Source organism: Gordonia sp. NPDC003504 (genome assembly GCF_053587995.1).
The window spans coordinates 90,124-110,937 of the sequence record NZ_JBSFPC010000009.1 but is presented as its reverse complement, the minus strand read 5'-3'; the positions used below and the strand labels follow the sequence as shown (position 1 = coordinate 110,937).

Below are 20,814 nucleotides of genomic sequence, written 5' to 3'. Positions count from 1 at the left end.
TCCGCTGAGTGGAAGACTACCCTTTCCTGGGTCACATCGGCGCACCTACTGTGAGCTCCATGACAGCCATCAACACCAATCCCGACAGCGCGTCGGCGAGCCAGCGGGAGATCAGTGGCGAGATCGCTGCGATCGAGACCGCTTATCAGCACGCCGGGGTGGAAGAGACCCAGCCACGCCTGGACTACCCGCCCTACCGCAGCAGCCTGCTGCGTCACCCCACCAAGGACCCGCATCACGCCGACCCGGAGACCCTCGAACTCTGGTCACCCGTTTTCGGTGAGCGTGACGTCCACAAGCTCGAATCGGATCTGACGATCCAGCATCGCGGGGAGCCGATCGGTGAGCGGATCGTGGTCACCGGGCGTGTCGTCGACGGGCAGGGTCGGCCGGTGCGTCGCCAGTTGGTGGAGATCTGGCAGGCGAACTCCGCCGGGCGTTACATCCACAAGCGGGATCAGCACCATGCACCGATCGACCCGAACTTCACCGGCGTCGGACGATGCCTGACCGACGACGAGGGCAACTATTCGTTCACCACGATCAAGCCCGGGCCGTACCCGTGGAAGAACCACCACAATGCCTGGCGCCCCGCGCACATCCACTTCTCGTTGTTCGGAACGGATTTCACCCAGCGGATGATCACCCAGATGTACTTCCCGGGCGATCCGCTGTTCCCGTTCGACCCGATCTATCAGTCGATCGTCGACGCCAAGGCGCGCGAACGGCTCGTCGCCACCTATGACCACGATGTGACCAGCCACGAGTGGTCCACCGGATACCGTTGGGACATCGTGCTCACCGGCAGCAACCGCACCCCACTCGACGACGATGAGGACAACTGATGACCACCCTGCTGCCACCCACCCCGGCCCAGACCATCGGACCGTTCTACGGCTACGCGTTGCCCTTCGGCGGCGACAACGAACTCGTCCCGCCGCGCAGCCCCGACGCCGTCCGCTTCCACGGGCAGGTCGTCGACGGCGACGGACAACCCGTTCCCGATGTCCTGCTCGAGATCTGGCAGGCCAACGCCGACGGCACCATCCCCCGGACCGCGGGCTCGCTCAAACGGGACGGGTGGACGTTCAGCGGTTGGGGACGGTGCGCCACCGACGATGCCGGCGATTATTCGTTCAGCACCGTGCCACCCGGCCCGATCGGCGGTGCGGCGCCGTACTTTCTGTTGACCGTGTTCGGCCGGGGGCTGCTGCATCGCTTGTTCACCCGGGCATATCTGCCGGGGCCGCTCACCGACGAGGACACGTTCCTCGCCGGTGTCCCCGCCGAGCGCCGCCACACCCTGATCGCCGAACGCGATCGGGATGGCTACCGATTCGACATCCACCTGCAGGGCGAGGACGAGACCGTGTTCCTGCACTACCCGGGGCAGTAGGCATTGGGCGACCTGTTCTGGCCGGGTGATCATCGCGCCGGCACCGTGATGACCGACCAGGCGTTCTTCCATGCTCTCGTCGACGTCGAGAATGCCTGGCTGGCAGCACTTGTGGGGACCGGCGTCGCACCCGCCACGGCGGCGGCGGATCTGCATGATCTCGTCGGCACCGACGACCTCGACGCCATCGCGGTCGGCGCCGAGGGTGACGGCAATCCGGTCAGCGGACTGGTGTCGGTGTTGCGCTCACGCGCCGGTGCCGACACCGCACGGTGGCTGCACCGCGGCCTCACCAGTCAGGACACCCTCGACACCGCGCTGATGCTGTGCCTGCGCGAGGCAGTCGAGACGCTCGGCGAGCACCTCGCCGCGCAGATCCGGGCGCTCGTCGCGCTGATCGAGGCGTATCGCGACGCTCCCCTGCTCACCCGGACACTGACCCAGCCGGCGTTGCCGGGCACCGCGGGACGGCGGATCGCGTTGTGGCTCAACGCGATTCTCGACGCCGCCGACGTGGTTGCCGCGCTCCCCGGTCCGGTTGTCCAGATCGGCGGTGCGGCCGGCACGCTCGCCGCTCCGGTGGAGTTGTCCGGCTCGACGCGGGGCGCCGAGAATCTGATCTCGACGACGGCCGTGTCGTTGGGATTGGCGATTGCTCCGCCGTGGCACACGACCCGGAGCCGCGTGACCCGCATCGGTGACGCCCTGGTGACATGCTGCGACGCCTGGGGTCATGTGGCCGGTGACCTGTCTGTCGCCGGTCGACCCGAGATCGGGGAATTCTCCGAAGGATCCGGCGGCGGCTCGTCGACGATGCCGCACAAGAACAATCCGGTGCTCACCATCTTGCTGCGCCGTGTCGCCGTCGTCGCTCCCGGGTTGGGGGCGACGCTGCACACCGCGTCCGCGGCGAGTCTCGACGAGCGTTCCGACGGAGGCTGGCACGCCGAGTGGGCCACCCTGCGTACGCTGACGCGCCACACGGTGACCGCCGCCTCCCAGGCCGCCGACCTGTTCTCCGGCCTGCGCTTTGATCCCGACAGGGCGGCCGCCAATCTTGCTGCCGCCCACGGCATTCTCGCCGAGCAGCAGACGATGTCCGGCCTCACCGGCCGGCCGGCGTCGGCCGAGTATCTCGGGGCCACCGACGCCCTGGTCGATCAGACCCTGGACCGAGCCCGCAACCACCTCCGAGGAGTGACATCGTGACCGACGCCGAGGCGTACACCGACCCCTACGAGTCCGGAATGACCGTGCGCCGTCAGGTTCTCGGCGACGCCCATGTGGATCGCGCGAGTGCCGGGATCACCGACCTCACACGCGAGTTCCAGGAGTTCATCACCCGCTACGCCTGGGGCACCATCTGGACCCGGCCCGGACTCGATCGCCGGAGTCGGTCGATGATCACGCTGACCGCCCTCATCGCGCGCGGCCACCATGAGGAACTCGCCATGCACATCCGAGCCGCCCGGCGCAACGGGCTGTCGGTCGATGAGATCAAGGAAGTGATCCTGCAGAGCGCCATCTATTGCGGCGTACCGGATGCCAATACCGCATTCCGGATCGCGGGTCAGGTTCTCGCCGAAGAACTGTGAACACACCACGCCCCGTGTGGACAACCTCACCTGTGAGATGGCCGACGGCGACGCAGACGGGATCGTCGGCCTAACGTGGGTCATGCCCAGCACCCGGTCGTACTCCCAGTTCCTCGCCTGCCCGCCCGACGACGTCTGGTCGGCCTTGTCCGACCCGACGCGACTTCCGGAATGGCACAGCGGATATCGCACGATCACCCTTGACGGACCGGTCGCGGTCGGCACCACCGGAGACTTCACCTCCACGCGTCCGATCGTGGCGGCGGCCCATCGGCGACTCGCACCGCCGTTCACGATCACCGCGGTCGAACCGGCCCGACATCTGCAACTCACTCAGCCCGAACCGGTCGGGACTGCGGTCATCGACTTTCTCCTGGAGCCCGCCGACGGCGGGTGTGTGCTTTCCGAAACCATCTCCACCACAGCGTCTTTCGGACCCATTGCGCGGACCGAGCTGTCCGGCCAACCGCAACTGACCGATCGTGCCGACCTCGCCCGGCTCGCACAGCTGGCGGGTGTTGCGCCCGGCGCGGACTCTCTCACCGTGGTGCTGGCCGGAGGAAGCGGAGCGCTCGGCCGCCATCTCGCCGCCGATCTCGTCTGCCGTGGACACCGCCCCGTGGTGCTGACCCGCACCATCGACGACACGTCCCCGTTCCGGCAGGAACGGTGGGATGCACGCACACTGGGTGCGTGGGCGTCGCAGGTGAGCGCACCGGATCGGGTGGCCGTGGTGAACCTGGCGGGCAAACTCGTCGACTGTCGTCCGACCGAACGAAATGTGGCGGCGCTGCGTGACTCTCGCGTCGACGCCACCCGGGTGCTGGTCGAGGCCGCCAAGCAGCGGAGCACGCCGGTGCAGCGGTGGCTGCAGGCGAGTACCACGGCCATCTGGAGCGATATGGGCGAGACCTGGTGCACCGAGACCACTCCGGTGCCCGCCGGACTCCCGCAGATGACCGGTGTCGCGCAGCCGTGGGAGGACGCCGTGGCCGGCGCCAACACCGACCACCTGGTGATCCTGCGGACCTCCATCGTCCTCGACGGCCAAGCCCCGGCCATGAAGCGGCTGACCGATCTGGCCAGGCTCGGTCTCGGCGGTCGGGTCGGTTCCGGCCGGCAGTGGTTCAGCTGGATTCACGTCGACGACTGGCTCGCCGTGGCGCGGGCCGCACTCGGACTCGACCCACACCTCACGATTCCCGACGGCATCGTGATCGGTGCGAGTCCCCACCCGGTCCGCAACTCCGATCTGATGGCATCCCTGCGCCGCGCCGTTCACCGTCCGCCGTCACCGCCGACCCCGGCGGCCGTACTCAAGATCGGCGCCATCGCGCTGCGCACCGATCCCGCACTCGGACTGACCGGGCGCCGCGCCCGGTCACAGGTCCTCGACGACGCCGGTTTCCGGTTCACCCATCCGACGCTCGACGACGCACTTGCCGACCTGTTGCCGAGCTGACCGCAAGTGATCCGCGGCTACAGCTGGTCTCCGTCGAGGTAGAACCACGAGCCGTCCACCCGCTCGAATCGGCTGTGCTCGGTCATGCTCGCCCGTCCGCCCGGGCCCCGGTAGAACGCGGTGAATCGGACCTGCCCGGTCGTGTCGAACGGTCCGCCACCGACGGTGTCGAGGACATCAAGGCGGTACCAGTCGATGGTGTCGTCGAGGTCGAGGTCGGCGGGACGGGTGGACCGATGCCAGCTTGCCAGCAGGTGTTCGGCATCGCCCACCGCGAACGCGGTGAATCGGGAACGCATCAGCGCCTCGGCGGTCGGAGCCCGACGCCGCCCGGCGAGGACCGGACCGCAGCACTCCTCGAAGGTGAGCCCAGATGTGCACGGACACCTGGCATCTCGATCGACGGTTCGCACCCCGACAGCCTACGTGCCGACTCGGCGCAGGTGGGCGGCACCGGACGTCACGTCCTTGACATCGTCGCCGTCGCCGGGAAGATTTCTCGTCATCGAGAATCATCGAAATGAAGGGCTGTCATGCAACGAGATGTCGTCGTCATTGTCGGAACCGGCGGGATGGGCATGGCGATCGCCCGACGACAGGGTGGCGGCCGACGCGTGCTGCTCTCGGACTTCAACGAGACCGCCCTCGACGCGCACGTGGCGACGCTGAAAGCGGAGGGATTCGACGTCAGCGGCCATCCGGTCGACGTGTCGTCGACCGATTCGGTGTCGGCCCTGGTCGAGCAGGCGACCGGACTCGGTCCGGTCACACAGGTGGTGCACACCGCGGGTCTCTCGCCGGTGCAGGCCTCCGCGGAGGCGATTCTGCATGTCGACCTGCTCGGTGTCGCGGTGTCACTCGAGGCATTCGGACGGGTGATCGCGCCCGGCGGTACCGGCGTGGCGATCGCGAGCATGGCCGGGCACATGTTCCCGCCGCTCCCCGCGGATCAGGTCACTGCACTGGCGACCACCGCCGTCGCCGACCTGCTGGAGCTGCCCGCCCTCGGCGGTGAGGTGCGCACCAACCCTGCCCTGGCCTACGGGATTGCCAAGCAGGCCAATCATATTCGAGTGCGCGCGGCCGCCCGGACCTGGGGTGCGCGCGGCGCCCGAATCAACAGCATCTCCCCCGGCGTGATCGCCACCGCCATGGGTCAGGAAGAACTCGCCGGCCCCAGCGGCGAAGCGATGCGCGCGATGATCGCCTCATCGGGCACCGGGCGCGTCGGCACCGCCGACGACATCGCCGCTGCGGCAGCATTCCTACTCGGCCCGGATTCGTCGTTCGTCACCGGGACCGACCTGCTGGTTGACGGTGGCGTCGTCGCCACGATCGGAACCCAGGGCTGAACCGTGCCGACACCGCCCACCGACACCGCGCCCGCCGACGTACCGTTCGCCGAGCACCGCTACGGCACCGTCACGGTTCTCACCGCGGCCAACGGTGGCGTGGTGCCGTACGGCAACAGCGTCGTCGTCCGCGGGTCGGAGGGCACCCTCGTCATCGACCCGTCGCTGGCGCTCGATCGCGATCCGGTCGGCGCGGACGCCGTCTTGATCAGTCACGCCCACGAGGACCACATCGCGGGGTTGCGTCACTTCGACGCGGACACCTACGCCCACCATCTCGACGCGCCCGCCGTCGGGTCGCTGGAGGTGCTCATCGCCGGCTACGGGCTCGAACCCGACGAACTCGACGCCATGTCGGATGCGCTGGTCACCGATTATGGTCTGCCCGCCGAGCGTCCCGGGGTGATCGGCATCGATGCCGGTCACACCTTCGACCTCGGCGATCACATCGCGACCGTCATCCACCTTCCCGGCCACACCGCCGGGCACTGCGGGGTGCTCATCGAACCCGACGGGTTTCTCTACCTCGCCGACATCGATCTCACGTCGTTCGGTCCCATGTACGGCGTCGTGGGGTCGAGCGTCGACGATTTCCTGACCTCGATCGACCGCGTCGGCGAGATCGATGCCCGCTGGTACGGGACGTTTCACCACAAGGGCGTGGTCACCGGTCGCGCGGAGTTCGCCACCCGGCTGGCCGCGTACCGCTCCCGCATCCTCGAACGTGAGGCGCGACTCGTGGAGTTCCTCGCCGAACCCCGCACCTTCGACGAGATCGTCGCCCACCGACTCGTGTATCGCCCCCACGTCGACGCACCATGGGTCAACGCCGTCGAACGCCGCACGGCCACACTGCATCTGGAGCGGCTCATCGGAGTCGGCGCGGTCGACGAGGCCGAACCCGGCCGATACCGCCGGATGTAGGGTCACCGGCTAGGCCGGTTGCTCCTGGGGAGCGGTGTCGACCATGTCGTGGGTCATCCCGTAGGCCGCACGCATACGCGACATCTCGACATCGCGCTCGGCGTAGGCCTGCGCGGTGAAGGCCTCGAGGCCGCCGGCCCGGCGGACCTGCGCGCGCCCGACCAATCGGAGCAGTGGCGAGAGCCGGGGCAGGAGGTGTTTGACCCGGCGGTCGGCGATCTGGAGGGCGTCGGCGTCGTGATCGCCGAGGAATACCCGCTCATATCCTTCGATGAGAGCGGTGGCGACCGGAAGACGAAGGCGTTCAGGGAGCTTCAACGTGTTCGCGAACTCCGGGACCAGGTAGTCGGCGTTGAGGGCGGCGACGAACTCGCGGTCGTACTCGTCGGGGCCCGGCGAGGTCAGTCGGTACAGCTCCTCGATGCGGCGATGATCGGCCGCGCACGTCGGATTCAGATCGTCGTCCATGCCGATCACGTGACCGACGTAGCGCCAGAGGTGATAGATGTCGTTGAGTTCGGTGTCGGTGAACCGCACGCCGAGCGATTCCATCGCCTCGATCGCGATGTGGCCGAACTCGGCGAGGGTGAAGGCCATATACGGCTGCGGGATCGGCACACCCCACGCGTCGTGATCCCACACCCCGGTGCGCAGCAGGTGTTTGCGGACGTGCGCGTGAATCATCCGCACGCGCACCGTGTAGGCGAATCCCTCACCGTCACGGCGCATTCCACCGGGGGTGAGTACACGTCGGAGCCACTCACCCACCTCCACCGACCGCACACCGGGCATCGTGCCGTATCGCCCGGTGAGCGCCAACGGTTTTCCGGCGATGCTGTTGCCCGCCCCGCGCAGCAGAGATGCGGCCGCGAGCACGATGGCCATCGCAGGGAAGTGCCGGACCAGACTGTCGGCGGCCCGGTCGCACCGGTCGTGCTCGAGCCAGTCCGGTTCGGTGTCGAGCGAGGTGAACAGGTCGATGAGTTCGGTGGGCGGTTCGGTGACCGCGTCGATGCCGTCGGCAAGCGCGGTCGCCAGCAGCGCGAAACCTGACCGGCCGGCCGGATCCTGCATGCCGGCCACCGCATCGGCGCGGTCATCGGCACGCCACATGGCGTCGATCCAGGTGTCGCCCGCGACGCCGTACTGCAGACGCGCGCGGGAGGCGTTCACCAGGTCGGTGGGTGGCACAGATGTCATGCCATCATCCAAACACGAGGATTCCTCACTTACTATTCATGTTATGACCGTCGCAGGCACCGGCAATCGACGTCCGGAACGCAAGCGCATCGCCCCGCGTCAGCAGCGAGCGGTGCAGATGCGCCGACGACTCCTCGACGCCACCACCGCACTGCTGCGCGATCGTCCCGAGGGATTGCCATCGACGCAGGACATCGCCGATCGATGCGACGTCAGCATCGGCACGGTGTACCGGTATTTCGCCGATTTCAACGACATCCTCTTCGACCTCCGACACGAGGCGATCCAACAGATCGGAACCGACCTCGCAACCGCGATCGCGGTCGCGATGAACGAGGAACCCCGGGCGGCGATCACCGCCGTGGTGAAAAGCCTCACTTCTTCGTTCGAGCGTCACGCACCGGTAGTGCGCGCCTCGGTGACCGGCGACGACTCCGAGTTTGGGTCGGCCTGGTCGGAGATCGAGGCACCGCTGATACCACTGGCACGCATCCTGCCGATGCGCCTGCGCCCCGACCTGTCCACCGAGGAGATCGACGAGTTGGTGTTCATCACGATGGGCGCAACGGCAAGTCTGTGCTTGCGTGTCGCGCTGCTGCGCCCACCCACCGCGGACCGGGACCGACTGATCGCCACAACGTCACGAATGTTGTTGGCCGCGTTCGACGTCTGAGTACCAGTCCCCCGCCACACCGGGCCACACGGGAGCGCGGACAACCTGCAGCCAACTGCCAGGGTCGTCACGGCCACGGCCCAGCACCACGCCGTGAACTGAGAGACATGCACAGCACACGCCACCACACCGACACCGTCCTCGTCGTCACCGACGGCTCCCTCCGTGCGAACACGATCATCGATCAGGTCCTGCGATCACACCGCAACCTGGTCGTCACCGGCCGCAACGCGCACGACCTCGTCCCCTACATCGACGCCGGCGTCCACGATCGGGTCTGGACGGTCGTCTGCGATCCGTCGGATCCCACCCAGATCGACTCGCTCATCGAACGCGCCACCGACCGGATGGGGCCGGTCATCATGGTCGTCGACCCCGCGGGCCAACTCCGCGACGTCGAGGCCGCCGATCGCCGGGTGGCCTGAGGTGCGCTGACCGCGCGGAACCCCGCCGTGGCCACCCGATCGGCGCGATCGCCTAATCTGGCCGAATGCCGATCTCTCGGGTGCCTTCCACGATGCGACTGGTCATTGCGGGAGTCCTCATCGCCGCGGCGGGCATCTGCTACTCGTCGTGGGTTCTGGAGTTCTTCTGGGCCTCACCGCTGGATCCGCTGCGCAGCTTCCTCAGCGAACTCGACGCCGCCCATCGACCGCACCGGAACGTCTACATCGCCGGCGACATCACCACCAGTTGCTGTGCGCTGCTCGCCGCGGGTTTGCTGTGGATACCGCGTCCGGCGGTCACCGGACGCTACGGACGCGGCGCGGTGGCCGCCCTCGCCGTCTTCGGTGTCGCGACCATCACCGACGCGCTCTCACCGATCGAGTGCATCCCGAATGTCGACCCCAACTGCCCGTCCGAGCCCAGTGGTCTGCTCCCGCAGCTTCACCACGTCCACGCCTTGACCAGCACCGTGGCGGTGTTCGCGATCTTCGCCGCGATGATCCTGGCGGTGGTCTCGGCGTGGCGCGAGGGCCACTGGCCGGTGCTGCGCGTGTGGGGACTCGCGGTGCTGGTGACGATTTCCGTCGCGACGGTGTGGATGCTCGCCGCCGACGACGCCCACGGGGATTTCCGGCTCGGCCTGGCACAGCGCATCCAGGTCGGTGGGATGTCACTGTTCCTGGTGCTGTGGGGTGTCGCCGTGGCTGGTCAGCGCCGCTGGTCTCGGGACAGCGGTCACCGTAGGTCGATGACGCTCGGATCGGAGTCGGTGGCGTAGAGCAACTCGATGTGCTCGGCGTACTTGTCGGCGATCGGCTTGCGTCGCAGCTTCATCGTCGGGGTCAGTTCGGCGCCACCCGGCTCCCACGCGGCCGGGACGATGGTGAGTCGCTTCACCTGCTCGACGCGGGACAGTTTTCCGTTCCCGGTCCGGACGGCGGTCACCACCTCCTCGACCACCCTCGGGTGCGACGACAACGCGGCGATGTCGGCGTCGGGCATGTTCAGCGCCTTCGCACGGGCCGCGGCGGCGTCGGGATCGAGAACGACGAGCGCGGAGACGAACGGTTTGGCGTCGCCGATGGCGACCACCTGACCGATCAGTGACGACGCCGCCTTCATCGCATTCTCGATGTTGGTCGGCGACATGTTCTTTCCGGCCTCGTTGATGATCAGTTCCTTCTTGCGGTCGACGATCCTGACGTGGCCGGCGCCGTCGATCTCGGCGATGTCGCCGGTGGCGAGCCAACCGTCGGCGTCGATGCTCTCGGCGGTCTTGTCGGGCTGTTTACGATAGCCCCGCATCACCACGGGACCGCGGATGAGCAGTTCCCCGTCGTCGGCGAGTTTCACCTCGACACCCGACACCGGCTTGCCGACGGTACCGATCGCCATGTCGTCGGGGGTGGTCATCGTGGAGACACCGGTGGTCTCCGACATGCCCCACACCTCGAGCACCGGGATACCCAGCCCCAGGAAGAACTGCAACACCTCGGCCGGGATGGCCGCCGCACCCGACCCGGCGAAGGTGATCTGATCCATGCCGATGGCCGCGCGGACCTTCTGAAGCACCAGTTTGTCGGCGAGCCCGTGTTGCAGTCCGGCGACGACCCCCTGGGAGGTGCCGTCCAGTTGTGCCTGGGCCGCGGCCGCTCCCCGCGCGACCGCCCAGGCGCCGAGGTTCTTCTTGATCGGGCTCGTCTCCTCGGCCAGCTTGGCCTCGATCCCGGCGCGGATCTTCTGCCAGACGCGCGGGACACCGAAGAAGAAGGTCGGACGCACCTCGGGTAGCGCCGCGGCGATCTCGCGGGGATCTGCGACGGTGGTCACCTGGATTCCGCGGGCCATGTTGGCCGCGTGCGAGGACACCCTGTCGGCGATGTGTGCTGCCGGCAGATACGAGATCACCCGATCGTCGAATCCGACGTCGACAACCTCTGCGAGAGAAGCGAGTTCGGCGATGATGTTGCGATGGGTGATCTCCACGCCCTTGGGCGGACCGGTTGTTCCCGAGGTGTAGATGAGTGTCGCGAGGTCCTCGGGTTGTACCGCCTGCCACGCCGCGGTGAAATCGAAGTCCGCCGAACCCGACCCCTCCAGGTCGTCGAGGGTGATCGCACCGCCGGCCGGACCGTCGACCACGACGATGGTGTCCACGGAGGTGCTGGCCGCCTTGATCGCCGGCAGGAACACCTGCTCGGTGATGACGATGCGGTTCTCGGCGTTGCCGAAGAGGTACTCGATCTGGTCGGGCGAACTCGTGTTGTAGATCGAGAACGGGATGGCCCCCAGGTGCAGGGCCGCGGTGTCGACGAGGTGGAACTCGGGCCGGTTGGTGAGCATGATGCCGACGGTGTCGCCGCGGGCCACACCCACGGCGGCGAGACCGCGTGCGATGGCCTCGACCCGTCGTCCGTATTCGGCCCAGCTGATCTCGGTGATCCCGCCGACCGTGCGCAGTGCAACCTTGGTGGGGTGCAGCGCGATCGAGGCCTGGAACGCCGCGGGCAGGGTCGCCACGTCGGTGCCGCTCTCGTGCGGAAAGGTGATCGTTTCGTACTCGGACATGGTGTTCCCCCAGAAGGCAGGCCGGCAGTGTTGCCCATCACACTAACCAGCCGCGCGCGGTTTCTGGAGGCTTCGGCCGATTTGGTAATGCAAAGGTAAAAACCGCAGGTGGAACTGTGCCACCTGGCGGGTTCCGCTGGTGGGGTGCTTACTTCTTGGGCGGGAAGTACTTGATCAGGGCCTCCTGCACGACCGACGTGGCCAGGGTGCCGTCGCGCATCCAGAACCGTCCGGAACCCATGCCACGGGATCCTGTGGCCACCGGTGAGCGAGTGGCGTAGAGCATCCATTCGTCGAAGCGGAAGTCGCGGTGGAACCACATCGAATGGTTGACGGTCGCCGCGAACAGGCGGTCGATGCCCCAGGACAGTCCGTGGGTGGTGATGATGGAGTCGAGCACGGTGGTGTCGGAGGCGTAGCACATTGCGGCGACGTGCATGATCGGGTCGTCGGGCATCACGCCGTCGGTCTTCATCCAGACGCGGTTGTCGCGCAGGGTCTCCCCGGCTTCGCGCATCTTCCAGGACGGGTCGTTGGCGAAGCGGATGTCGATGGGGTGCAGAGCGTCGACGAAGGTCGCGATTCGATCCTCGAAACCCTTGAAATGCTCACCGAGAGTGGGCAATTCCTCCGGGTAGGGCACCTGCGGGATCTCCACGGCGTGTTCGAGTCCGGCAGTGTTGTCCTGGAAGGCCACCAGCATCGTGAAGATCTCTTCGTCGTTCTGCTTTGCGGTCACCTGCCGGTTGGCGAAGGACTTGCCGTCGCGGAAACGGTCGACGTGATACTCCATCGGCTGGTTGACGTCACCACCGCGGATGAAGTGCGCGTGCAGGGCGTGCACGGGCGGGTTGCCGCGGGTGAGGGTGCGCGCCGCCGCGACCACGCCTTGCCCGAGCATCTGCCCACCGAAGGTACGCGCGGTCTTCTGTTCCGGGTGCTGGCCGATGAAGAGGTTCTCGTCGCGTTGCTCGACATCGAGCAGTTGGAGCAGCTTGCCGAGGTCACCGGCCACTTCCGCAGTCATGACCTCAAGCCTAGGACGTGAAGACGGGGCCACCGACCCCAGGCCGCCCCGACCTTGCCCATTTCTGGCACCTAGAACGCCGATCCGTCGGGAAAACCGCAGGTCACGCGAAGTGGATACTTCGGAAATGGCCAGAAATGGGCACCGCACCCACCACACTCACCGGGCGCGCCCTGCCTGCACGACGAAGAGCGAGGAGCGCTACTCGCCCACCGCTGAACCACCACGCTCACCGGGCGCGCCCTGCCTGCACGACGAAGAGCGAGGAGCGAAGCGACAATGCGATGAGGAGGAAGGCAGGGTGCTTTGGCCCGGTGAGCACGCGACGGCGGAGCCGGCGCCAACCAGCACCGCGATGAGGAGGAAGACGCGGTGCTGCCAGCCCGCCGGGCACGCGCCGGCGGAGCCGGCGCCAACAACTCAGTGGTCCTGTTCGCCGATTCGGTGGACGTGGATCATGTTGGTCGATCCGACGGTTCCGGGTGGGGCGCCGGCGACGATGACGACGACGTCGCCGACGTTGAGGCGTCCGATGCGGAGCAGTTGGTGGTCGACTTGGTCGATCATGTGGTCGGTGGTGTCGACGTGGTCGACGATGAATGTTTCGGTTCCCCAGCTGAGGGCGAGTTGGGATCGCACCGCTTGGGTCGGGGTGAAGGCCAGGAGGGGTAGGCGGGAGTGGAGGCGGGCGAGGCGTTTGACGGTGTCGCCGGATTGGGTGAAGGCGACCATGGCCTTGACTTCGAGGCGTTCGCCGATGTCGCGGGCGGCGTAGGAGATGATGCCGCGTTTGGTGCGGGGGACGTGTGAGAGGGGTGGTACGTCTCGGGATCCGCCTTCGACGGCCTTGCAGATGCGGGTCATCGTCTGGACGGTTTCGATGGGCCATTTGCCGACGGAGGTTTCACCGGAGAGCATGACGGCGTCGGCGCCGTCGAGTACGGCGTTGGCGACGTCGGAGGCCTCGGCGCGGGTGGGGCGTGAGTTCTCGATCATCGAGTCGAGCATCTGGGTTGCGACGATGACCGGCTTGGCGTTCTCGCGCGCCATCTGGATGGCTCGCTTCTGGACGAGTGGCACTTGTTCGAGGGGAAGTTCCACGCCGAGGTCACCGCGGGCGACCATGACGCCGTCGAAGGCCAGGACGATGGCTTCGAGGTTGTCAACGGCTTCCGGCTTTTCCAGTTTGGCGATCACGGGGACGCGTCGGCCGACGCGGTCCATCACCTCGTGGACGAGTTCGATGTCGGCGGGTCCGCGGACGAAGGACAGTGCGACGAGGTCGACGCCGAGGGTGAGTGCGAACTCGAGGTCGCTGATGTCTCTGTCGCTGAGCGCGGGGATCGAGGTTTTGACGCCGGGCAGGTTGAGGCCCTTGTTGTTGCTGACGGGGCCGCCTTCGGTGACGGTGCAGACGACGTCGTTGCCGTCGATCGCGATGACCGACAGTCCGACCTTGCCGTCATCGACGAGGAGTCGGTCACCGACCTGCGCGTCGAGGGCGAGTTCTTTGTAGGTCGTGGACACACGGTCGTGGGTGCCGACGACGTCGTCGACGGTGATTCGTACTTCCTCACCGGTCGCCCACATCACCTCGCCGTTGAGGGCTCCGTCGTCGACGAACTTCCCGAGGCGGATCTTCGGGCCCTGAAGGTCGGCGAGGATGCCGACGGCCTTCTCGACGGAGTCGCTGGCGCGGCGGACGCGGTCGTAGACCAACCGGTGATCGTCGTGGCTGCCGTGACTGAAGTTCAGTCGCGCCACGTCCATTCCCGCTTCAACGAGTTCTTTGAGACGTTCCTCGCTGTTGGTCGCGGGGCCCAGGGTGCAAACGATCTTGGTACGGCGTGTCACGGTGATCACCTTAGTCCCGTCGTGGTGGCTTCTCTATGGGAAGTGACGACTCGTCATCACCCCGCCACTCGGCGTTCGGGCGGGGCCCGAGGTCATCGCCGGTGGCAACGGTTCATTGTGTTCATGACCTCACACCGCGGCCGGGCGTGCCGAGGTGTGAGGTCTGGGCTACTCCGCGGTCAGCGCACCGACAGGGGCAACGCAGCCGGCCGCACCGGCGACGGCAGGTCCGAGGCGCCCATGAGGAACTCGTCCACCGATCGTGCCACCGAACGTCCCTCGGCGATGGCCCACACGACCAGAGATGCGCCGCGGTGGGCGTCTCCGCACACGTAGACGCCGGGTGCGTCGGTCTGCCAGTCACTTCCGCAGGACAGGGCACCACGGCGGTTGGGTTCGATCTGCAGGTCGTCGAGGAGGGGGCCTCGCTCGACTCCGGCGAAACCGATGGCGAAAAGCGCCAATTCACAGGGGATTTCGAATTCCTCGCTGACCGGGGTGATGACGCGGCGGCCGTCGGCCTCGCGGACTACCTCGACCTCGGCGAGGACCATGGTGGTCACGTTGCCGTCGTCGTCACCCAGGAAGCGTTGCACCGCAACCTGATACTTGCGGTCGCCGCCTTCGGCGTGGGCACTGGAGGTGCGCATGATGAGCGGCCAGGTGGGCCAAGGTGAGCGGGTGTCGTCCCGATCCGATGGCAGTTCGGGGTTGTAATCCAACTGCACCACCGAGGCCGCGCCCTGGCGGTGTGCCGTGCCGAGGCAGTCGGCTCCCGTGTCGCCGCCACCGATGATCACCACGTGCTTGCCCTTGGCGGTGATCGGCGACGGTCCGTCACCCTCGCATTCGCGGTTGGCGGGCACCAGGTGCTCCATCGCCAGGTGCACGCCGTTGAGTTCCCGACCGGGGACCGGGTTGTCGCGGGCGGCCATCGCACCGATGGCGAGGACCACCGCGTCGTGCCGGGCGCGGAGGTCGGCGACGCTCAGGTCTGTCCCGACGGCGCAGCTGGTGACGAATTCGGTTCCCTCCGCGCGCATCTGGGCGACGCGTCGGTCGATGTCGGACTTCTGCAGCTTGTACTCCGGGATGCCGTAACGCAGCAGGCCGCCGATCCGGTCGTCACGTTCGTACACGGTGACGTCGTGACCGGCGCGGGTCAGCTGCTGGGCGGCGGCGAGCCCGGCGGGTCCGGAACCGACGACGGCCACGGACTTACCGGTCTTGATCGCCGGCGGTTCGGGCCCGATGATGCCTTCGGCCCAGGACTCGTGGGCGATGGTCTTCTCGATTCGCTTGATGGTGACACTGCCGCCGGTGGTCGGCTCCGAGATGGACAGCACGCAGGCCGCCTCGCACGGCGCCGGGCACACCATGCCGGTGAACTCGGGGAAGTTGTTGGTGGCGTGCAGGCGTGCGCTGGCCGCGTCCCAGCGGCCACGACGGACCAGGTCGTTCCATTCCGGGATGAGGTTGCCCAGCGGGCAGCCCGCGGTTCCGGAGTGGCAGAACGGGATTCCGCAGTCCATGCAGCGCCGTGCCTGGTCGCTCACCTCAGCGAGCACCTTCAGCGGATTGTCGGCGTGTTCGTAGACGTCGCCCCAGTCATGTACGCGTTCGGCGACGGGCCGATACTTCGCTTCCTTCTTCGAGATTTCCAGGAATCCGCGTGGGTCAGCCACGAGCCGCCTCCATGATCGCTGAATCAACGTCGCGCCCTTCGGCTTCGGCCATGCGGGCCGCGTCGAGGACACGTTTGTAATCGGTCGGCATGACCTTGGTGAAGGCCAGGCATCGACGCGGCCAGTCGGCCAGCATCGAGGCGCCGATCGCCGAACCGGTCAGTTCGGTGTGTTTGGCGATGTGTTCGTGCAACCACTGCAGGTCGTCGGGGTCGGGCCGCATCAACTCGACCATCGCCGAGTTGACCTTCGACGGATCGAGGTCGTAGACGAAGGCGATACCGCCCGACATTCCGGCGGCCATGTTGCGTCCGGTCGCGCCGAGAATGACCACCCGTCCGCCGGTCATGTACTCGCAGGCGTGGTCGCCGACGCCTTCGACGACCGCGGTCGCACCCGAGTTGCGGACCGAGAACCGCTCCCCGACCTTTCCGCGCAGGTACACCTCACCCGACGTCGCGCCGTACAGGATGGTGTTGCCTGCGATCACCTGATCCTCGGCGATGAACCACGCCTCGGGGTCGGGTGCGACGACGATCTTCCCGCCGCACAGTCCCTTTCCGACGTAGTCGTTGGTGTCGCCGCTGAGATTGATGGTCACGCCCGGCGGCAGGAACGCGCCGAGCGACTGGCCCGCCGAGCCGGTCAGTTTGACGGTGATGGTGTCCTCGGAGAGTCCTTCGGCACCGTAGCGGCGGGTGACCTCCGCACCGAGAAGCGTGCCGACGGTGCGGTTGACGTTGCGGACCGGCAATTCGAGGGTGACCGGGTGGGCGTCCTCGAGTGCGCCTTCGGCGAGTTGGATCATGGTCTGGTCGAGCGCCTTGTCGAGGCCGTGATCCTGACCGCGCACGCGACGGGTGGGGCCCTTGTCCTCGACGCGACGGAAGATCGGACTCAGGTCGAGACCCTTGCTCTTCCAGTGCGCCACAGCCGAATCGGTGTGCAGGCGCTGCGACTGACCGATCGCCTCGTCGAGTGTGCGGTAGCCGAGCTGGGCGAGATACTTGCGGACGTCCTCGGCGATGAACCGGAAGAAGTTGACCAGGTGTTGGGCCTGACCGGTGAAGCGCGAACGCAATTGGGGGTTCTGCGTCGCGACACCGACCGGACAGGTGTCGAGGTGGCAGACCCGCATCATGATGCAGCCGGTGACGATCAGCGGTGCGGTGGAGAATCCGTACTCCTCGGCACCGAGCAGCGCCGCCATGATGACGTCGCGTCCGGTGCGCAGCGCGCCGTCGCACTGAACCGTGATGCGATCACGTAATCCGTTGAGCATCAACGTCTGCTGAGCATCGGCCAGGCCGATCTCCCACGGCGTGCCGGCGTGCTTGAGCGAGGTCAGCGGCGACGCGCCGGTGCCGCCGTCGTATCCGGAGATCAGCACCACATCGGCGTGCGCCTTGGACACGCCGGTGGCAACGGTGCCGACACCGACGGCCGACACCAGTTTGACGTGGATCCGGGCGTCGGAGTTGGCGTTCTTCAGGTCGTGGATCAGCTGGGCGAGATCCTCGATGGAGTAGATGTCGTGATGTGGCGGCGGCGAGATCAGGGCGACCCCGGGGGTGGAGTGCCGCGTCTTGGCGATCCACGGGTACACCTTGTAGGCCGGAAGTTGGCCACCCTCACCGGGTTTCGCACCCTGTGCCATCTTGATCTGGATGTCGGTGGCGTTGATCAGGTAATCGCTGGTGACACCGAACCGGCCAGAGGCGACCTGCTTGACGGCGCTGCGTCGTTCCGGATCGTAGAGGCGGTCGGTGTCCTCGCCACCCTCACCGGAATTCGACCGTCCGCCAATGCGATTCATCGCGATCGCGATCGTCTCGTGGGCCTCGGCGGAGATCGACCCGTAGCTCATCGCGCCGGTGTTGAAGCGCTTCATGATCGCTTCGACCGGTTCGACCTCGTCGAGCGGAATCGGATCCTTTGCGCCGAGATCGAACTCGAAGAGCCCGCGCAGTGTGCCGCCCTTGCGGGACTGTGCGTCGACCTTGTCGGAGTACTCCTGGAAGACCTCGTCACGCCCGGTCTTGGTGGCGTGCTGCAGCAGGAACACCGTCTCGGGGGTGAACATGTGCAGTTCCCCCTCACGCCGGTACTGGTACTCGCCGCCGACCTCAAGACGCCGATAGACCTGTTCGGTGGCGTTCTCCGGGAAGGCGCGATGATGCCGGAGGCGGACCTCTTCGGCGAGTTCGTCGAGGCCCACCCCCTCGAGGCGAGACACGGTGCGGGTGAAGTATTCCTTGACCACCGCCGAGGACAGGCCCACCGCCTCGAATGCCTGCGACGCGGTGTATGAGCTGATGGTGGAGATACCCATCTTGCTCATCACCTTGAGCACGCCCTTGCCGAGCGCCTCGATGTAGTTGCGGATCGCCTTGCTCGGTGCGACACCGGTCAGTTCACCCTCGGTGATGAGATCCTCGATCGATTCGAGGGCCAGGTACGGATTGACCGCGGCGGCACCGAAACCGATCAGCAACGCGATGTGGTGGACTTCGCGGGCGTCACCGGACTCGACGACCAACGCGACCTTGGTGCGCTCCTTGGTGCGGACAAGGTGGTGGTGGACCGCCGAGACCGCCAGCAGCGACGGGATCGGCGCATGTTCGCGGTCAGAGTGACGGTCGGAGATGACCAGGGTACGGTGCCCCTCGGCGATCGCCTGCGACGACCGGGTCCGCAGATCCTCCAACGCGGCCGCCAGACCCGGCCCGCCGTCTGCCACCTCGTAGAGACCGTGCAGCACCTTGGCCGACAGCCCCGGGTTGTCGCCGTCGTCGTTGATGTGCACGAGCTTGGCCAGATCATCGTTGTCGATGACCGGCCAGTGCAGCTGGATCTGCCGGCACGACGCGGCGGTCGGGTCGAGCAGATTCTGCTCGGGCCCCATCACACGGGCCATCGAGGTGACGATCTCCTCGCGGATCGCGTCCAACGGAGGGTTGGTGACCTGGGCGAACAGTTCGACGAAGTAGTCGTAGAGCAACCGCGACCGCTGCGACATGACGGCCACCGGGGTGTCGGTGCCCATCGAACCGAGTGGTTCGTAGCCGGAGGCCGCCATCGGGGTGAGCAGAACCCGCAGGTCCTCCTCGGTGTATCCGAAGGTGACCTGACGCCGCACGACGGTGTCGTGGTTGGGCTTGTACACCGGCCGGCTCGGCAGCGTCGCGATGTCGAGAAGGCCGGAGTGCAGCCACTCGTCGTAGGGCTCGGCGTGGATCAGATCCCCCTTGACCTCCTCGTCGGGGATGATGCGTCCCTGCGCGGTGTCGACGAGGAACATCTTGCCGGGCTCGAGGCGGCCCTTGGAGACGACGTCGTCGACCGGTACGTCGAGGACCCCGGCCTCGGAGGCCAGGATCACGCGGCCGTCGCGGGTCTGCCACCAGCGACCCGGGCGCAGGCCGTTGCGGTCGAGGACCGCGCCGACCACCGTGCCGTCGGTGAAGGTCACACAGGCCGGTCCGTCCCACGCCTCCATCAGAGACCCGTTGAACTGGAGGAAAGCTCGACGCTTGGGATCCATCACGGGCACGTTCTCCCACGCCTCGGGGACCATCAGCATCACCGCATGCGGCACGCTGCGACCACCGAGATGGAGCAATTCGAGGACCTCGTCGAGGGAGGCCGAGTCGGAGGCCTCGGGCGTGCAGATCGGGAACGCGCGTTTGAGATCGCCCGGGATCAGATCGGTGTCCAGGAGTGCCTCGCGGGCACGCATCCGGTTGCGGTTGCCGCGGACGGTATTGATCTCGCCGTTGTGGGCGACGAACCGGAACGGATGCGCGAGCGGCCACGACGGGAACGTGTTGGTGGAAAACCGCGAGTGGACGATGGCGATGGCGCTCATGCACCGCTCGTCGCGCAGATCCGGGTAGTACAGCGGCAGCTGCATCGTGGTGAGCATGCCCTTGTAGACCATCGTCCGGCTCGACAACGACGGGAAGTACAGGCCGGTACCCGCTTCCTCGATGTCGGCGGTGACGCGTTCGGCCTGCTTGCGGAACGGGTAGATCGCGCGGTCGAGATCGATGCCGCCCAGGCGCGGACTTCCGGTGGCCGGGTCGACGGTCACGAACAGTTGCGCCATGTACGGCATGCAGTCGACAGCGGTTTCGCCGATGTCCGCGCCTTCGACGTCGACGGGCAGTTCACGCCATCCGAGCACGGTGATGCCCTCGTCGGCCGCGAGATCGGTGACCCGCGCCATCGCGACCTCACGCAGTGCCGGGTCCGCGGGCAGGAAGCAGTTGCCGGCCGCATAGGTGTTGGAACCGTCCGGGTTGGCCGGTGGCAGGTCGAAATCTACCGAGCCACGCAACAATTCGTCGGGTAGTTGAATCAGGATGCCCGCGCCGTCACCGCTGTTCGCCTCGGCGCCCGCCGCTCCACGGTGTTCCAGGTTCTCGAGAGCCAGCAGGCCGTCGGCAACGATCGAGTGAGAGCGACGTCCATGGATATTGGTGACCATCGCCACGCCACATGAATCGACCTCTGCCTCGGGGTCGTACAGTCCCTGCTTCGCCGGAAGCGCCGAAAACAACATCACTACCTCCACTGGATTCGAGTCGAATCGCATGCATGATGTCCTTTGGGACAGCGCTGGCCCGTGG

General features: G+C 67.0%; 17 protein-coding genes. 10 read left to right on the top strand and 7 right to left on the bottom strand.

The features are described from left to right. Positions 1 to 59 precede the first annotated feature (59 nt). The 5 genes from pcaH (at position 60) to ACWDPV_RS17040 (ending at position 4,453) form a co-directional block, all read left to right on the top strand. Positions 60 to 845 (top strand): protocatechuate 3,4-dioxygenase subunit beta, encoded by a 786-nt coding sequence (pcaH, locus tag ACWDPV_RS17060; protein WP_348803993.1) that lies wholly within the window; start codon positions 60 to 62, stop codon positions 843 to 845. Beyond that, complete coding sequence (pcaG, locus tag ACWDPV_RS17055; protein ID WP_348803994.1) at positions 845 to 1,396, top strand: protocatechuate 3,4-dioxygenase subunit alpha; 552 nt, start codon at positions 845 to 847, stop codon at positions 1,394 to 1,396. The genes pcaH and pcaG overlap by 1 nt, the downstream gene beginning before the upstream one ends. A 3-nt stretch (positions 1,397 to 1,399) precedes the next feature. Continuing rightward, positions 1,400 to 2,605 carry a lyase family protein gene (locus ACWDPV_RS17050; RefSeq protein ID WP_348803995.1) on the top strand — a complete coding sequence of 402 codons (1,206 nt, stop codon included), beginning with the start codon at positions 1,400 to 1,402 and terminating at the stop codon, positions 2,603 to 2,605. Then, positions 2,602 to 2,991 carry a 4-carboxymuconolactone decarboxylase gene (gene pcaC, locus ACWDPV_RS17045; RefSeq protein ID WP_348803996.1) on the top strand — a complete coding sequence of 130 codons (390 nt, stop codon included), beginning with the start codon at positions 2,602 to 2,604 and terminating at the stop codon, positions 2,989 to 2,991. The genes ACWDPV_RS17050 and pcaC overlap by 4 nt, the downstream gene beginning before the upstream one ends. 82 nt (positions 2,992 to 3,073) lie before the next feature. Continuing rightward, positions 3,074 to 4,453 carry a DUF1731 domain-containing protein gene (locus ACWDPV_RS17040; protein ID WP_348803997.1) on the top strand — a complete coding sequence of 460 codons (1,380 nt, stop codon included), beginning with the start codon at positions 3,074 to 3,076 and terminating at the stop codon, positions 4,451 to 4,453. Positions 4,454 to 4,470: 17 nt separating this feature from the next. Here ACWDPV_RS17040 and ACWDPV_RS17035 read toward each other — a convergent pair whose 3' ends face one another. Further along, positions 4,471 to 4,866, bottom strand: coding sequence for a YchJ family protein (locus ACWDPV_RS17035; RefSeq protein ID WP_348803998.1), 396 nt, complete (start codon positions 4,864 to 4,866; stop codon positions 4,471 to 4,473). 120 nt (positions 4,867 to 4,986) lie between these two features. Here ACWDPV_RS17035 and ACWDPV_RS17030 point away from each other — a divergent pair, with 120 nt between their 5' ends. Continuing rightward, positions 4,987 to 5,805, top strand: coding sequence for an SDR family oxidoreductase (locus ACWDPV_RS17030; protein WP_449743954.1), 819 nt, complete (start codon positions 4,987 to 4,989; stop codon positions 5,803 to 5,805). 3 nt (positions 5,806 to 5,808) lie between these two features. Next, a complete protein-coding gene (locus ACWDPV_RS17025; RefSeq protein WP_449743953.1) occupies positions 5,809 to 6,729 on the top strand; it encodes an MBL fold metallo-hydrolase in 921 nt (306 codons plus the stop codon). Between the two features lie 9 nt (positions 6,730 to 6,738). On the opposite strand, the gene ACWDPV_RS17020 is transcribed toward ACWDPV_RS17025, so the two are convergent. After that, positions 6,739 to 7,929: an oxygenase MpaB family protein gene (locus tag ACWDPV_RS17020; RefSeq protein ID WP_449743952.1), complete on the bottom strand. Its 1,191-nt coding sequence runs from the start codon at positions 7,927 to 7,929 to the stop codon at positions 6,739 to 6,741. A 43-nt stretch (positions 7,930 to 7,972) separates the two neighbouring features. Between ACWDPV_RS17020 and ACWDPV_RS17015 the strand changes: the two genes are divergently transcribed. From ACWDPV_RS17015 to ACWDPV_RS17005, 3 genes are all read left to right on the top strand, one after another. Next, a complete protein-coding gene (locus ACWDPV_RS17015) occupies positions 7,973 to 8,602 on the top strand; it encodes a TetR/AcrR family transcriptional regulator (protein WP_348804001.1) in 630 nt (209 codons plus the stop codon). Positions 8,603 to 8,709: 107 nt separating this feature from the next. Continuing rightward, positions 8,710 to 9,027, top strand: coding sequence for a Rossmann-fold NAD(P)-binding domain-containing protein (locus ACWDPV_RS17010; RefSeq protein ID WP_348804002.1), 318 nt, complete (start codon positions 8,710 to 8,712; stop codon positions 9,025 to 9,027). Positions 9,028 to 9,119: 92 nt separating this feature from the next. Then, positions 9,120 to 9,827, top strand: coding sequence for a DUF998 domain-containing protein (locus ACWDPV_RS17005; RefSeq protein WP_449743951.1), 708 nt, complete (start codon positions 9,120 to 9,122; stop codon positions 9,825 to 9,827). Here the strand turns inward: ACWDPV_RS17005 and ACWDPV_RS17000 are convergent. From ACWDPV_RS17000 to gltB, 5 genes are all read right to left on the bottom strand, one after another. Continuing rightward, positions 9,785 to 11,617 carry an AMP-dependent synthetase/ligase gene (locus ACWDPV_RS17000; protein ID WP_348808085.1) on the bottom strand — a complete coding sequence of 611 codons (1,833 nt, stop codon included), beginning with the start codon at positions 11,615 to 11,617 and terminating at the stop codon, positions 9,785 to 9,787. The two genes, ACWDPV_RS17005 and ACWDPV_RS17000, sit on opposite strands and share 43 nt — an antisense overlap. Positions 11,618 to 11,765: 148 nt before the next feature. Next, the gene (locus ACWDPV_RS16995) at positions 11,766 to 12,644 is read right to left on the bottom strand and encodes an acyl-CoA thioesterase (RefSeq protein WP_348808084.1); all 879 of its coding nucleotides are present in this window, start codon (positions 12,642 to 12,644) and stop codon (positions 11,766 to 11,768) included. Positions 12,645 to 13,064: 420 nt separating this feature from the next. Beyond that, complete coding sequence (pyk, locus tag ACWDPV_RS16990; protein WP_449743950.1) at positions 13,065 to 14,498, bottom strand: pyruvate kinase; 1,434 nt, start codon at positions 14,496 to 14,498, stop codon at positions 13,065 to 13,067. A gap of 179 nt (positions 14,499 to 14,677) precedes the next feature. After that, the gene (locus ACWDPV_RS16985; protein WP_449743949.1) at positions 14,678 to 16,183 is read right to left on the bottom strand and encodes a glutamate synthase subunit beta; all 1,506 of its coding nucleotides are present in this window, start codon (positions 16,181 to 16,183) and stop codon (positions 14,678 to 14,680) included. After that, a complete protein-coding gene (gene gltB / locus ACWDPV_RS16980) occupies positions 16,176 to 20,747 on the bottom strand; it encodes a glutamate synthase large subunit (protein WP_449743948.1) in 4,572 nt (1,523 codons plus the stop codon). Before gltB ends, ACWDPV_RS16985 begins: the two co-directional genes overlap by 8 nt. Positions 20,748 to 20,814 lie beyond the last annotated feature (67 nt).

Coding starts and splice junctions, on each gene's coding strand:
- pcaH (WP_348803993.1), top strand. CDS start 60: ATGACAGCCATCAACACCAATCCCGACAGCGCGTCGGCGAGCCAGCGG.
- pcaG (WP_348803994.1), top strand. CDS start 845: ATGACCACCCTGCTGCCACCCACCCCGGCCCAGACCATCGGACCGTTC.
- ACWDPV_RS17040 (WP_348803997.1), top strand. CDS start 3,074: ATGCCCAGCACCCGGTCGTACTCCCAGTTCCTCGCCTGCCCGCCCGAC.
- ACWDPV_RS17030 (WP_449743954.1), top strand. CDS start 4,987: ATGCAACGAGATGTCGTCGTCATTGTCGGAACCGGCGGGATGGGCATG.
- ACWDPV_RS17020 (WP_449743952.1), bottom strand. CDS start 7,929: ATGACATCTGTGCCACCCACCGACCTGGTGAACGCCTCCCGCGCGCGT.
- ACWDPV_RS17015 (WP_348804001.1), top strand. CDS start 7,973: ATGACCGTCGCAGGCACCGGCAATCGACGTCCGGAACGCAAGCGCATC.
- ACWDPV_RS17010 (WP_348804002.1), top strand. CDS start 8,710: ATGCACAGCACACGCCACCACACCGACACCGTCCTCGTCGTCACCGAC.
- ACWDPV_RS17005 (WP_449743951.1), top strand. CDS start 9,120: ATGCGACTGGTCATTGCGGGAGTCCTCATCGCCGCGGCGGGCATCTGC.
- ACWDPV_RS17000 (WP_348808085.1), bottom strand. CDS start 11,617: ATGTCCGAGTACGAAACGATCACCTTTCCGCACGAGAGCGGCACCGAC.
- ACWDPV_RS16995 (WP_348808084.1), bottom strand. CDS start 12,644: ATGACTGCGGAAGTGGCCGGTGACCTCGGCAAGCTGCTCCAACTGCTC.
- gltB (WP_449743948.1), bottom strand. CDS start 20,747: ATGTTGTTTTCGGCGCTTCCGGCGAAGCAGGGACTGTACGACCCCGAG.